This window comes from Candidatus Nitronereus thalassa, assembly GCF_032191465.1.
Classification (GTDB): Bacteria; Nitrospirota; Nitrospiria; order Nitrospirales; family UBA8639; genus Nitronereus; species Nitronereus thalassa.
Genome location: NZ_JAQOUE010000001.1, coordinates 3045656 through 3058659, shown reverse-complemented (window position 1 = coordinate 3058659; position 13004 = coordinate 3045656). Strand labels below are relative to the sequence as shown.

The window sequence follows — 13004 nt, the reverse complement described above, 5'->3', positions numbered from 1 at the left end:
AGTGGTTGGCAAAACCTATAGAGGGGGGCAACTAACGATTCATGGACTGCAAAAATTCCTGATTGTTTTTGGTCCCGGCGATTTTATCCATGAGAAACTCCATCGCCTCCATCGTCCCGAGAGGACTCAACACCTTTCGGAGAATCCACATTTTATTTAACCGGTCACGATCCACCAGCAGCTCTTCTTTCCGAGTCCCTGATTGACTAATATCAATGGCTGGGAAAATGCGTTTGTCAGCCAATCGACGATCCAAATGGACTTCCATATTGCCAGTCCCTTTGAATTCTTCAAAAATGACATCATCCATCCGGCTACCGGTGTCCACCAAGGCAGTGGCCAATATGGTTAGACTGCCACCATGCTCAATATTCCGAGCTGCCCCAAAAAACCGTTTGGGACGCTGCAACGCGTTAGAATCTAGACCTCCAGACAAAACCTTTCCACTTGGCGGGGCAATCGTGTTATAGGCCCTGGCGAGTCGGGTAATACTGTCCAAAAGAATCACCACGTCTCGTTTATGCTCAACCAATCGCTTGGCTTTTTCCATGACGATTTCCGCTACCTGCGCATGGCGTTGGGGCGGCTCATCAAATGTGGAACTAATGACTTCAGCACTTTTCACCTGGCGCTGCCAATCCGTCACCTCTTCAGGACGCTCATCAATGAGCAGAACAATCAATATGGTTTCCGGATGATTGACCAAAATTGACCGCGCGATGGCTTGCAACAACATGGTTTTCCCAGTTCGTGGGGCTGCGACAATAAGTCCCCGTTGGCCCTTGCCTATCGGCGTCGTAAGATCCATGACCCGCGTGCAGTACTCTTCTTGATCGAACTCCAACTCAATCCGTTCCTCGGGATACAGTGGAGTAAGATTATCAAAGAGTATTTTATCGCGTTGAATTTCCGGTTCGTCAAAATTGATTTTCTCCACCTTGAGTAAAGCAAAATATCGCTCCCCGTCTTTTGGAGGGCGAATTTGTCCAGACACGATGTCCCCGGTCCGAAGGCTAAACCGGCGAATTTGGGAAGGGGAGATGTAAATATCGTCGGGCCCTGGTAAGTAATTTGAATCGGGGGCTCGCAGAAACCCAAACCCATCGGACAATGTTTCCAAGACACCCTCTCCAAAAATCACACCGTTTTTCTCAGACTGTCCTTGGAGTATGGCAAAAATAAGTTCTTGCTTTCGCAGATTGGCCGCGCCTTCAATTTTGAGGGTGCGCGCCAGGTCGGCCAGGTCACTAATTGATTTTTGTTTTAATTCGGCGAGGTGCATATCCGTCTCCTAGGGTGGGGGTTACGTGGGATGGTTGTTATTGTCACGGCCGTCCCGGTTGGAATTTTATTAAATGATTCTTCGGTCTATGTTTAATTTTTGTCATAAAAAGGCATCCATGTGTTGTCAATGAAAATTCCCATTCATGCTGTTACTTCAGGATTACGAACAAAATTCGTCGTCTTCTCATGACGACTGATTCAAGGGATTATGAAGTCGTTTCCAGATGTGTCGTAAACTAAAACCAGATTAAATAGGGGGGAAATCCCACATTGAGATGCGGGAACACTTGCCCCGGGCATTCAACAATTCACCAAAACAACGAGTATAAGAATTAAACGGTAACGCAATAGTCATTGATCAAGAAGTGTAGGTGGCGATAAAAAATTAGATCTAAAATTTAGATTTAGAAGAAACGGAAAGTCATGTAGGGAGAAGTGGATTCCTTTAAGCTCGTGGAAGGTATAAATATTTTGTATACCATGACTCTCCTTAATGTCAATAGTTTCTTTCGGACAATTGTTTTTTGAACTTTAGGAAAGATGGTGGAGATTGGTGCAGAAAAATCTTATCCGGCATTTGACCAAAGCCCTTGCCAAGTTTCCCTAGCAAAACTAAGGACATGAATCACTCCATGCGGCCCCCCACAACATTTCCCTTCATGCCACCCCCTTATTTGCGGGAGCGAACCCTTTATGATAAAGGAAGAAAATAAAGTCCCCCTCTTCAAACAACTCTTGAGATAGATTTTAAAATTTCTCATGGCCTCACACGACGAAGACATTTCTCATGATCGTCTCTTTACCATCGCCGAAGCGACGGCCCTCCTTCCTCAACTCGAAACCTTTCTGACTAAAGCCAAAAATGGGCGCACCGTTCTTCTGCACACCAAAGAGGAAATCACCAAAGCCTGCGCAAAGGCCCAATTCGGCGGAGGCAGTGTGGTGGGGCCTCGATATATTTCGGCGTTGGAGGACCTGCACGAAAACCTTCAAAAGATTCAAGAGTTGGGAGTTATCGTCAAAGACCTAGAAATGGGGCTTTGTGATTTTCCCTACCTGCTCGACGGTCGTATTGTCTATTTGTGCTGGAAATTAGGCGAAGACAAAATTGAGTGGTGGCACGAAATTACCACAGGCTTTTCGGGACGCCAGGCGATCCCCAAAGATGCCCGTTAGCCCATGTTCATTATATCAGTATTTTTCAGGGCCAACCCTTGACCATGAGAGAACTTAATTTTCATGAAATTTGTCATCATTGGATGGGATGGGCCTGAAGGCCAGTCCAAACGACCGTTGCATAGACCAGCACATCTGGAACGTCTCAAAGCACTCCAGGAAAAAGGGCAACTCATTTGCGCCGGTCCTTTTTCGGACCAGGCAGGCAGCCTGATTATTATCGAAGCCGAGTCCTTAGACGAAGCTGAAGCCTTTTCTCAGGGTGATCCATACGTGAAGGAGGGAATTTTTAAACGAGTGGAGGTCCATCCATTTACACAAGTGCTTCCTGAAGAACCCGGTTGATAACAGGCGTGTTGCTGCTACCTCCCTCCTGAACCCCACCCCACGATGGGTTGTCCATTCCGAAGGATCAAATTTCATCAACCTTTTTCTCATGTTGTCTTTTTTTCTACTGGTCCCGATTGAGCTAGTTTCAAAATCGCTTTCCATTCACGTTCTCGAACCGGCTGGACCGATAGGCGCGTTCCCTTGCGCAACAACTCCATATGCTCCAAAGCTTTGATGCTTCTTAGCCTCTCAAGGGATAACGGGGTGGAAAATTTTTCCAAAAATTTGACATCAATCATGGACCAGGATGGATTCTCGGGAGAACTTTTCTTGTCGAAATATTTGCTTTTAGCGTCCCAGGCAAAATGATCCGGATACGCCGCCTTCACAATTTCGACGATGCCAATAATCGAAGGAGGGTCTGCATTGCTATGATAAAAAAACGCAAGATCCCCAACGGCCATGGTTCGCAGAAAATTTCTGGCCTGATAATTTCGCACGCCTTCCCAACAGGTCGTCTGTCGCGGAGATTGAGACAAGTCGTCAATGGAAAAAACCGAGGGTTCGGATTTTAGGAGCCAATAATTGGGCATGAATTTCCAACCTCCGTTTACCTAATGCAGAGAGGTCATAATCCTACTCTTTCATCTCTCCGACCTTCAATGGCTGTCTTCCTTTGGCAGCAATACACTACGAACCTCCCCTCTAAGATTCTTCCCCAGCGCCCAAGAATATTTGTGCCCCATGATATGAACATGGTATCTCTCCCACCACATTTATGGATTCGTTGATTGCCACCCTCCAAAGTTCCTACGCCAGCCTGACGGCGGTGATTTCAGAAGAAACCCTCATTGTAATTGGGATCTTGTCCACCATCATGTTTGTGGGGACCCTCGTGGCCATTCCAATCATTTTAAGCCGATTGCCGACCAATTATTTTCAACATGACCTCGAACATCTTTGGATGGAAGGATACCCTCCCCTCTTGAGAACTATGGGACTGATTGTAAAAAACACTGTAGGTATAATTTTTCTTATGGCCGGTCTCGCCATGCTGCTGCTTCCTGGTCAAGGAATTTTAACGATGGTCATTGGCCTTTCCCTCTTAGATTTCCCGGGTAAACGGAAGTTGGAACATAAACTGCTGACTCAGCCAACAGTGTTCCAAGCAATGAATGCAATTCGCGCCAAATGCGGCAAGCCCCCGTTTGATCCTCCAACCGCCCCTGCCTCCACAAGCTCAAATTGAACCAGCCACGAACCTTGGCTTTGGCGTTTCTCATGATCAAACGTCCCGGCACTATTCGTTTGGCCAAATACTTTACATCAGACATGACGCCCGTTAGCATAGGCACCCTATGGCCCTGTTTGCCCCAATAGTATGGATTGCCATTTCATTGCTTTGTGCGGTGGCAATGGCCTTCGTCACGGGAATCCTCCGCCCCGAGGAAAAAGTCAACGGATTATGGTTGGTTACAGCCGCGGGATGTTCTTACATATTGGCCTACCGATTTTATGGAAGGTTTCTCAGAGACCGGGTCATGGAACTGAATGACCAACGGACCACCCCCGCTTTTCGATTGAACGACGGCACCAATTATTATCCTGCCAATAAATACGTGCTTTTTGGACATCATTTCGCCGCGATTGCCGGCGCCGGACCGCTGCTCGGCCCGGTCCTCGCCGCACAATTCGGATTCTTACCCGGTTTTCTCTGGATTGTGATCGGTGCTGTCCTGGCAGGTGCCGTGCAGGATTTTGTCATTCTTGTAGGTTCTCTTCGTCGGAATGGTCAGTCGTTGCCAGAAATTGCTCGTGCAGAAATCGGATGGATCACCGGCACAGCCACGGCCGTCGCAGTACTCTTCATCGTCGTAGTGGCCTTGGCTGGACTCGGCCTCGCCGTCGTGAATGCCATTTTCCACAACCCATGGGGGACCTTTACCATTGCCATGACCATCCCCATCGCCTTTTTGATGGGATTTTATCATCACAACATTCGCCCAGGACAAGTGGGAGAAATGTCGATGATCGGCCTGGTATTGCTGATCATCACCATCGTGGCTGGAAAGAGTATTGTTCAATCATCGATCGGCGACTGGTTTAGTTTTGATCGAACTACGTTAGTCTGGCTCCTAGCGGGATACGGGTTTTTGGCATCGGTACTCCCCGTGTGGATGCTTCTCGTTCCCAGAGATTATCTTTCTACCTTTATGAAACTCGGCGTGATTGCCCTACTGGCGGTAGGCATCATTCTCATGGCTCCGGATATTCAGATGCCAAGGGTAACAGAATTCATTCACGGAGGCGGGCCCATCATTCCTGGACCCATTTTTCCATTCTTGTTTATCACGATTGCCTGCGGGGCCATTTCTGGATTTCATTCCTTGGTTTCCTCAGGCACCACCCCAAAAATGATTGCTCGCGAATCCCAAGCCATGGTGGGATATGGGGCCATGCTCTTAGAAAGTTTTGTTGGGGTCATCGCCCTCATCTCCGCATGTATCCTTATCCCCGGTGATTATTTGGCCATCAACACACGACTCTCCGCCGAGGCTCTAGCGGCGTTAGGATACCCCATCAGCAAGATCCAGGAACTCTCCCAACTCGTCGAAGTCGATGTGAGTGGGCGTCCCGGTGGTGCGGTTTCGTTGGCCGTGGGCATGGCCTGGATTTTTTCTGCGTTGCCCGGCATGGCTGGACTGATGGCCTATTGGTATCAATTTGCCCTCTTGTTTGAAGCCTTATTTATATTAACCACGATCGATGCCGGCACTCGAGTCGCCCGGTATCTCGTGCAGGAATTGGGAGGACGGCTATACCAGCCGCTTCGTCAAATCAATTGGTGGCCTGGGGTCCTTTCCTGTAGTGCCCTCGTCGTGGGAGCCTGGGGATACCTGATTGCCACTGGAAGTATATCCACGATCTGGCCCATGTTCGGTACTGCGAATCAACTCCTGGGAACCCTGGCACTCTGCATTGGCACTACATTGTTAATCAAAATGGGGAAAGCGCGCTTCCTATGGGTCACGGCCATTCCTATGGTCTTTGTCGGCCTTATCACCCTGACTGGATGTTATGAATTGTGGTGGATTTTTTGGGACCGCGCGGCAAATGCGACTGACTCCGCGGAAGCCATCACCATGTATGTGAATGCGGGCCTCGTAGGCCTGGTAGCCATCCTTGCGCTAATTGTCCTGACAGAGAGCTTGATAAAATGGTATGGATACCTCGTTATGAAACGTCCCTATACCAGCACAGAGGTTGTTGACGGTGATGGCATTCGGATTCCGGCAGGGCCTTGCTGTTAACGCCCTTTTTATCTTAAAGGGTTTTCCATAGCCCTCTGATTTTCACTCATGCAACATAAGAAATCTTTTTGTAGCCGCATCATCTCATGCCAATTCTAGCACACAGGGGAGGAAGCCTAAGATGCTGCAACCACGGCGAGGAAAATTTTCTAATAGACCCATAAGGAGCTAGAACCATGGCAGATACTTCTTCGTTTGATGTAGTTTCCACTGTGGATATGCAGGAAGTAAAAAACGCCGTTGACCAGACCTTAAAGGAACTGGGACAGCGGTTCGATTTTAAAGGGACAAAATCGGAATTGACCCTGAAGGAGAAGGAAAAAGTCTTGGACGTGGTCTCGGATGACGATTATAAACTCAAAGCCGTGCTAGAAATCTTGAAAGCCAAATGCGTGAAACGAAATGTTTCCCTTAAAGCTTTGGACTATGGAAAAATTGAGCAAGCTTTAGGTGGGACGGTGCGGCAACACATTACCATTCAAAGCGGCATCCCTGATGACAAAGCCAAGGCAATTGCCAAAAGCATTAAAGAGAAAAAGTTTAAAGCCCAGGCGCAAATTCAAGGCGACCAGGTTCGAGTCCAAAGTAAAAGCAAGGACGAACTGCAGGCCGTCATCGCCTTTCTCAAACAACAGGATTTTGGCCTCGACCTGCAATTCGAAAATTTTCGATAATTGAAGACCTCATAATTTTCGCTCATCATGAAATCGTAAGAGCATCAGATGGTGGCCGTTGTGATCACCATTGAATATGGGCGGAAAGGCGAATACCGGTTCATGAACAACCGTGATTTTGTAGCCGCAGCATCTCATGCTGCCTCCCATGCGTGTCAGAGGCGCCATGAGATGGCGCAGCTACACCCCAGGAATCATGCGCCATCCCTCATCAGGCCTTCTCGCCAATGTTCAATGAAGGTAAGTTGATATCCTGCGCAATTTCCGGAAGAGCCCTATATTTTCCCGGTCACTAAACTTCGTCCCCACTGCCGTTGCATCGAAAGCAGAGCCTGATCCAGGGCTTTTTCGGCAGCGTTCGCCCGTAAAATATCTTTCGCATCTTCTTTTCTTGGGTAATCCCCGCCAATAGGCGCTGCGAGTTGTTCCATGCTTTCTGATCCTTCCCCAACGGCATGGAGAGAGATTTTTTCAGAATCCGTATGGAGGAGAGCCAGTTCAGCTTGTGCCCCGTTCTCAATTTCCACACCCGACATCCGCGTCATCATGGTTTCCTCTCCAATTTCAATATGACTTTCCACCTCCGTGCTGGACAGCACGGCCAATAACAAAAAATCGAGCTGGTGAGTTTTCGCCAATTCAGTAAATGGACGCGTCGCTCCTGTTGGTTGAATCGGAGTCTCAGTCCGCATACGCGTGACCGGGATCGAAAAGTATTCATCCATTTTTTTGACCAGCCGATTTTCTAAAATCGCCAGCATATCAGGGCTCAAGGCCGGGGCAGCACGGGGGAATGACGAATCGGTGATGATCATGACACCGACTCGATGCATCGCAGTTGGCAGGGACTGGGGACGATGTCCATCAGCCTCTCCGAACCCTTCAATCTGGCCCACATAGGCTGGCAATCGTAAAGATTTGGTTTGGCATCCAGAGACCAAGACCATGCTCACGAGCAATGCCAAAAATCCTAACAGAATAACTTTTCGATCCATGGCCCTTCTCCCTTCCAAGAGAATCTAGCTTTTGGTTTGCTTCCACGACTCTCGAAAATGCATGACGGCTTGATCGATGGCCTCGCTGCTTGCCACCGCCCGCATCACGTCATGAGCGACCTCTTCACTCGTCGGGTAAATGGGTGGGACTTCCAGATTGCGCCGAACGACAGGATACACATTTGATTTGAGCGGAACAGCCAATCGTTCTAGAGAGGCCCAGGATTGGCCATCAGCGAACATCAGTCCCTGACCAGTCTTGACGTCGAGTAGTGCCAACTCCGCCAAGGCGTAATTTTCCGCTCGATATCCATTCAACAACCCTCGTCCGATTCCACCAACGAGGGCACCTTGTAATGGCAATCGGTCCGGGACTTCTATTTCCGAACTGGACACCACAGCCAGAACAAGGTATTCCATCTGATGCTCTTGTGCATGGCGAAGGAAGGATGCCATGTCCCCTGGTAGTGCTGTTGGGTTGGGAACATCTAATGCGACTAAGTTCAAAAACACTTCCTTCGACAACCGAGCTTGCACATGTTGTGTTATGGCTTTAAGGGACTCCTCCGACAATTGCGGTGCGGAACGAGGCGCGGAAGTATCATTGATGACCACAAGTCCAGTCGAGACCTTTCCCTGCTTGGCGATCTCGGTTGAAGAAGAAATAGGACCAAGGAAATTGGCCAAACGCGCCTGAGGCCAAGTCGAGGAACATCCCACCGAGAAAATACTCAAAACAACCGCTGCCGTTAACATGCGATAGATACCCATGGGAACCTCCTTTGTGACACCTTTCTTCGAAAACATCATTAAGGTGATAAAATATCTTCGCGGGGAGTGGTCAGGTCCGTCAAGAGGGCCACTTCCTTCCCTTTTCTGGTAAGTCGTTCCTCACAGGATTTTGGTTGCCTGTTTTTTGAAATTATTTTCAGGATCCCATACTCAATCCGGAAGTAATCACTAAAACCTCCAGAGGGGTATGCAATTTTTACACTCTGCAATACAGTACTTAAAAGGGTACGGTACCTCCTAGGAGGCCGGAATTTTGGCAAGAATCAACCACATTTTCTCCTTTCTGATAACTACATTTTTAATCAAAAAAGATGATTGTGTTGTGAGATAAACGGATGTTGCATCGCCCGAATCCATCAGGTAGGTTACCGTCATGAGTAGACACTCCGTAGTATTGAGAACCATACTAGGATTGACGGCGATTTACACCCTTTTTGGTTGTAATAGCGTAAACATGCCCGAACTGGCCATACCTGAACTCAACATGCCCAACATTGGGTTTGGCGAAAAAGCCGAGCCCCCACTCCAAATTTCTGTGGCCTATGCCTTCGATCCCAGCGTGACCCAGGCAACTTTGGAAGTGGATGCCTGCGGATTGCCTTATACCATCAACTCGGGAGAAATCATTCCTCAAGCTTTCTTAGCCATCGGGAAGGAAAAGTTTGCCTCTGTTGCAGCCTTTTCAGGGTCAGGACAGGCGGTGCAAGCCTCCCAACAAAATGATTTGACCATTCACTTGCAACTCATCAATCAATCTTTTCAGCCAGCCACCAAAATGGCTCAGGAAGACACCTATATTGCTTTTGTTAACTTACAGATGCTGGCGATTTTCATGGACTCCACTGGAAACCAGGTGGCTCAAACGCCGTTAAATTACAGCGCGCAAGCGTCACTTTGGACCCCTGCCCTTACCAGCTCCTCCGTGTCCTGCGTCACATCGTCTTTTGACGACGAAATCAGCAGAGGGGCTGGAGAATTGGCCAGACAGCTGGTGGCAGTGGTCCCACAGGCTATGGGACAGAACGCACCTCAACCGGTGACGGCTCAGGCGACTACTCCGGGACAAAACTCCATTCGCACACAGACCCTTCCCGCTTTGAAGTTTCGCACCATGCTCAAGGATGGGAATAACAATCTTATTTTAGAAGGTGGGGAAGCATTGGCCCTGCAAATTGAAGCGACAAACTCCGGAGCTCAAACACTTTCTGGAGTCAATATTGAACTCGAGGGAAGCCCTACCCTCCTCAAAGCATTTTCAGAATTGACGCCATCTCCAATTTTATTTGGTGACTTTCAATCTGGGGAAACGAAAACCACCGAGATCCGCGGACGAATGCCCTTTCAAATTTCAGAAACTAAGGGTGAACTGATAGTGACGTTAAAGCCCAGCAATGGCTCAATTGTCGGGTCACACCGTATTGTCACCGCTCTTCAATCCGCTAACCCTTCTGGCGGACAAGTCCCTCCGGTACAGGGCGCGACTACACCTGCCCCAAAATCTTCATCCAATAAATATGTGGCCCTCCTCATAGGGTTGGACCAGTATCGTGAAAAATGGCCAAAGGCGTATAAAGTTCAGAAGAGGCAACTGCAAGGCTTGAAGGATACCTTACGAACTACGGGATTATTTTCCGATGACAATATTCGTGTGCTTCAAGGATCTCATGCCACCCGGACAGACATTGAAGAAGCCTTGCTTTCCTGGGGCCGCCAGCGTTTAGGGAAAGACTCCGTTTTAATTTTTCATTTTTCCGGACAAGCCCTTAGCCATCCCACGACTGGCGAAGTGTATCTTGTCCCTTTTGAAGGATCTCCCACCGCTTCTGCCAAGCGTCTGATCTCTCTCAGAACACTCCAACGAGTGTTAGGCAAAATGGAGAATCGCCTGACCTTACTCATCCTCGATACTCCGGTTACCTCTCTACTTCGCCAGGCTGGAAGCGTTGGCCCCAATGGATCGATCCCCATTAAATGGGCAAGTGGCCTTCCCCTCTCATCTCAGGAGGGAACGAAGGTCATTCAGATTCGTCACAATCCACGGGGGCGAAACGACGGACCAGCCGAGATTCTCGCTGGTCTTTTAGGAAGAGCCGATGCCAATGGCAATGGAACTATTACCCTTGCAGAATTTCTTGATGATGTGAAATCCAAGTCCGAAATCACATCACCTCCACCAAAACAATCACCAGAAGCGTTAATCCCATTAGCACAGTAATTTCCCACCTGTGTTCCCGTAAAAAACTCACTTCAGTCTAAGGTTCTTTTCTCCCAACCAACGTTAATTTTTTCTTTTGTAGCCGCACGATCTCATCGTGCCTCTTCTTTCCCGTACAACCAATGCTGTCAGGAAGAGGCAGCGTGAGACGCTGCGGCTACAAAACATTCTTCTGTAGCTACGCCGCTACGCGTCATACATTGTTATTGGTAATTGGGAAAGCACAGCGAGATACCACAACCAGTTTTCTGTAGCTGCGCCGTCTTACGGCGCCCATTGTTTTTAAAGGGGATAAGAGGAGGCATCCCTTCGGCATGGCTCAGGACAGGAAGAAGCCGCAGCTACAGGAGTAGGCCATAGTTTTTTTGTAAACGCTTGGTAGCATGATGGGTAGGGCGTGTTCCATGTGAGGGAATGCGGTTACATCCCACAAAAAAAACCCCCGCTGAGGGGTTAACCTCAGCGGGGATTTAGGATAACGGGAAGGAAGTTAAAATCCCCTCCTTACATGAAATTACCAGTTAATCCAGAGTTGTGTGTAACCCCAGGATTCATTGCCAACCCCGACATTGTTAAATCCAGATTGGGGATTATCGTCAATAAAGTCACCTGGGAAAAACACACCACCACCAATTTGCCAAGCCACATGGTTTCCTGGTGTGAAGAACATGGTATAGACCACATCGATTTCACTACCAAGGTCATCCTCTTGGTTTCCGGCTGGTGATGTAATATAGACAGTCTGAGTCGCCTGGTACCAGTTGTCATTGGTTTCATTCAGATAGAACTTGTGTCCGGTGATTTCCAGGTGGCTATCCGCAGTCGGTCGCAACTGCAAGCCTGCCGCAAAATGAATCATATTCTTCCAGGCCATGCGGTCCATGTACCCGAAGTGAATATGGTTCGTCGGGAACAATTGATCAAAACCTCTCCAATCGGAATTACAACCACCATTAGCCACAGTGCCAGTACCGGTACTACAAGAATTTGCATCAGAAGAACCTGAGGCGATGTTAAATTCACCACCGATTCTCGGTTGCATAGGCACAGGAAGGGTGATCCCTCCATCGAAATGCAGGGCATAAGCTTCAATGTCTTGTAACCGTGCTAAGCCAGGGGCGCCAATCTCTCCAAATTGGTAGTACCCTTCACCGGTCACATCGACACGGACTTTCGAAATGGCTTGAGTGGTAGTCACCCGACCACCGATAGTATGACGAGATTGATTGGACGGACGGGCACCTGACAAAGCACCACCCGTTCCACTATCATGCCAAATCCAGGTTGGTTCCAACACCACACCTGCAAACTTCATTGGAGCGCGAACAAAAATGATGTTGGCATCTCCAGCGGTACCACTACCGGTAGGCACACCACCTCCTGTAGTAACAGCCGAACCAGTACAAGAACCGGCACCGGAACCAGCGCACTCACCTTCCCTCACTCTCAACCACGCAGTTTCGACTGAAATGTTTGGATTCACGGTATAGTGCAATGAAGCACCATCGAAGGCCCAACCAACATTGTTCCAGTCGAAATGACCAAACATGCGGTGGTTACCCCATACAACTAATTGGCGACCAATTTTGGCTGTTAAATTTTTTACACCAAAGTTTCGGATCAACATGAAAGCTTGACGCGCAAAAATGTCGTTACCCTCACCATTGCTAGCATTTGGGTCCCCAGCACCAGCCGCGGGAGAGGCATCTCCCCAGTTTTTAGAATATTGGGGCTGAAAGAAAAATACGACATCCGGGGATATAGTGTAATGAAATCCAAGGCGAACCCATTGCTGGACAAAGAAATCATTGTTTTGCGAGGTACTCGACGGATTGGCCCCAACCGCAATAGAACCACCCGTACCAAATGCGGTATTATTCCTGAACTCAGGGCGTACCCGAATATCCCCGGTGATGTTCAGGTTGTTGATGTCGAACATCTTGCTTGTGGGTGGATCGAACTTGTGATACGGAATTAAATCCGGAATGGCACGTGGGACGGCCGGGACATCAGTCTTTTTGTCCGTGGCCGGTGTGGTTTTTGCGGCAAAAGCTGGAGCGGCTGTCATCGATACGAACAAGACAGCAGCCGTGGTCCACTTGAGACCGTTGCTAAATCCTTTCATTGCACTCCTCCTGTAGGTTAGTTCCCCCGCGGGATAGTTCTTCGCTAAATTGTTGTTGGTTTTCAACGTTACTACCCCAATGTTTAATGTGTTGACTGCAGC

The 13004-nt window shown here is 48.6% G+C and carries 11 protein-coding genes; 6 read left to right on the top strand and 5 right to left on the bottom strand.

Annotation, left to right across the window (positions count from 1 at the left end; genetic code table 11):
- Positions 1-31: 31 nt before the first annotated feature.
- Positions 32-1282, bottom strand: a complete 1251-nt coding sequence (gene rho / locus PPG34_RS13745) for a transcription termination factor Rho (RefSeq protein ID WP_313833985.1) — start codon at positions 1280-1282, stop codon at positions 32-34.
- Between the two features lie 761 nt (positions 1283-2043).
- On the opposite strand from rho, the gene PPG34_RS13740 reads away from it, so the two are divergent.
- Both PPG34_RS13740 and PPG34_RS13735 read left to right on the top strand, forming a co-directional pair.
- Positions 2044-2460, top strand: a complete 417-nt coding sequence (locus PPG34_RS13740) for a DUF2203 domain-containing protein (RefSeq protein ID WP_313833984.1) — start codon at positions 2044-2046, stop codon at positions 2458-2460.
- Between the two features lie 63 nt (positions 2461-2523).
- Entirely contained in the window at positions 2524-2805 is a 282-nt protein-coding gene (locus PPG34_RS13735) for a YciI family protein (RefSeq protein ID WP_313833983.1), read from the top strand.
- A gap of 89 nt (positions 2806-2894) precedes the next feature.
- On the opposite strand, the gene PPG34_RS13730 is transcribed toward PPG34_RS13735, so the two are convergent.
- Positions 2895-3383, bottom strand: coding sequence for an EVE domain-containing protein (locus tag PPG34_RS13730; RefSeq protein WP_313833982.1), 489 nt, complete (start codon positions 3381-3383; stop codon positions 2895-2897).
- A gap of 194 nt (positions 3384-3577) precedes the next feature.
- Here PPG34_RS13730 and PPG34_RS13725 point away from each other — a divergent pair, with 194 nt between their 5' ends.
- The 3 genes from PPG34_RS13725 to PPG34_RS13715 all read left to right on the top strand — a co-directional run bounded on the left by PPG34_RS13725 (position 3578) and on the right by PPG34_RS13715 (position 6775).
- Positions 3578-4039 carry a PGPGW domain-containing protein gene (locus PPG34_RS13725; RefSeq protein WP_313833981.1) on the top strand — a complete coding sequence of 154 codons (462 nt, stop codon included), beginning with the start codon at positions 3578-3580 and terminating at the stop codon, positions 4037-4039.
- Between the two features lie 166 nt (positions 4040-4205).
- A complete protein-coding gene (locus PPG34_RS13720; RefSeq protein WP_420888101.1) occupies positions 4206-6101 on the top strand; it encodes a carbon starvation CstA family protein in 1896 nt (631 codons plus the stop codon).
- A 176-nt stretch (positions 6102-6277) separates the two neighbouring features.
- Positions 6278-6775, top strand: coding sequence for a YajQ family cyclic di-GMP-binding protein (locus tag PPG34_RS13715; RefSeq protein WP_313833979.1), 498 nt, complete (start codon positions 6278-6280; stop codon positions 6773-6775).
- A 275-nt stretch (positions 6776-7050) separates the two neighbouring features.
- Here the strand turns inward: PPG34_RS13715 and PPG34_RS13710 are convergent, their stop codons facing one another.
- Positions 7051-7770 (bottom strand): hypothetical protein, encoded by a 720-nt coding sequence (locus PPG34_RS13710; protein ID WP_313833978.1) that lies wholly within the window; start codon positions 7768-7770, stop codon positions 7051-7053.
- A gap of 24 nt (positions 7771-7794) precedes the next feature.
- On the bottom strand, positions 7795-8541 hold the full coding sequence (locus tag PPG34_RS13705) for a hypothetical protein (RefSeq protein ID WP_313833977.1): 747 nt from the start codon (positions 8539-8541) through the stop codon (positions 7795-7797).
- A 394-nt stretch (positions 8542-8935) separates the two neighbouring features.
- On the opposite strand from PPG34_RS13705, the gene PPG34_RS13700 reads away from it, so the two are divergent.
- On the top strand, positions 8936-10777 hold the full coding sequence (locus tag PPG34_RS13700) for a caspase family protein (protein WP_313833976.1): 1842 nt from the start codon (positions 8936-8938) through the stop codon (positions 10775-10777).
- A gap of 514 nt (positions 10778-11291) precedes the next feature.
- Here PPG34_RS13700 and PPG34_RS13695 read toward each other — a convergent pair.
- Entirely contained in the window at positions 11292-12902 is a 1611-nt protein-coding gene (locus PPG34_RS13695; RefSeq protein WP_313833975.1) for an alginate export family protein, read from the bottom strand.
- Between the last annotated feature and the right edge of the window lie 102 nt (positions 12903-13004).

Coding starts and splice junctions, on each gene's coding strand:
- PPG34_RS13705 (WP_313833977.1), bottom strand. CDS start 8,541: ATGGGTATCTATCGCATGTTAACGGCAGCGGTTGTTTTGAGTATTTTC.
- PPG34_RS13715 (WP_313833979.1), top strand. CDS start 6,278: ATGGCAGATACTTCTTCGTTTGATGTAGTTTCCACTGTGGATATGCAG.
- PPG34_RS13730 (WP_313833982.1), bottom strand. CDS start 3,383: ATGCCCAATTATTGGCTCCTAAAATCCGAACCCTCGGTTTTTTCCATT.
- rho (WP_313833985.1), bottom strand. CDS start 1,282: ATGCACCTCGCCGAATTAAAACAAAAATCAATTAGTGACCTGGCCGAC.
- PPG34_RS13700 (WP_313833976.1), top strand. CDS start 8,936: ATGAGTAGACACTCCGTAGTATTGAGAACCATACTAGGATTGACGGCG.
- PPG34_RS13710 (WP_313833978.1), bottom strand. CDS start 7,770: ATGGATCGAAAAGTTATTCTGTTAGGATTTTTGGCATTGCTCGTGAGC.
- PPG34_RS13720 (WP_420888101.1), top strand. CDS start 4,206: ATGGCCTTCGTCACGGGAATCCTCCGCCCCGAGGAAAAAGTCAACGGA.
- PPG34_RS13695 (WP_313833975.1), bottom strand. CDS start 12,902: ATGAAAGGATTTAGCAACGGTCTCAAGTGGACCACGGCTGCTGTCTTG.
- PPG34_RS13735 (WP_313833983.1), top strand. CDS start 2,524: ATGAAATTTGTCATCATTGGATGGGATGGGCCTGAAGGCCAGTCCAAA.
- PPG34_RS13740 (WP_313833984.1), top strand. CDS start 2,044: ATGGCCTCACACGACGAAGACATTTCTCATGATCGTCTCTTTACCATC.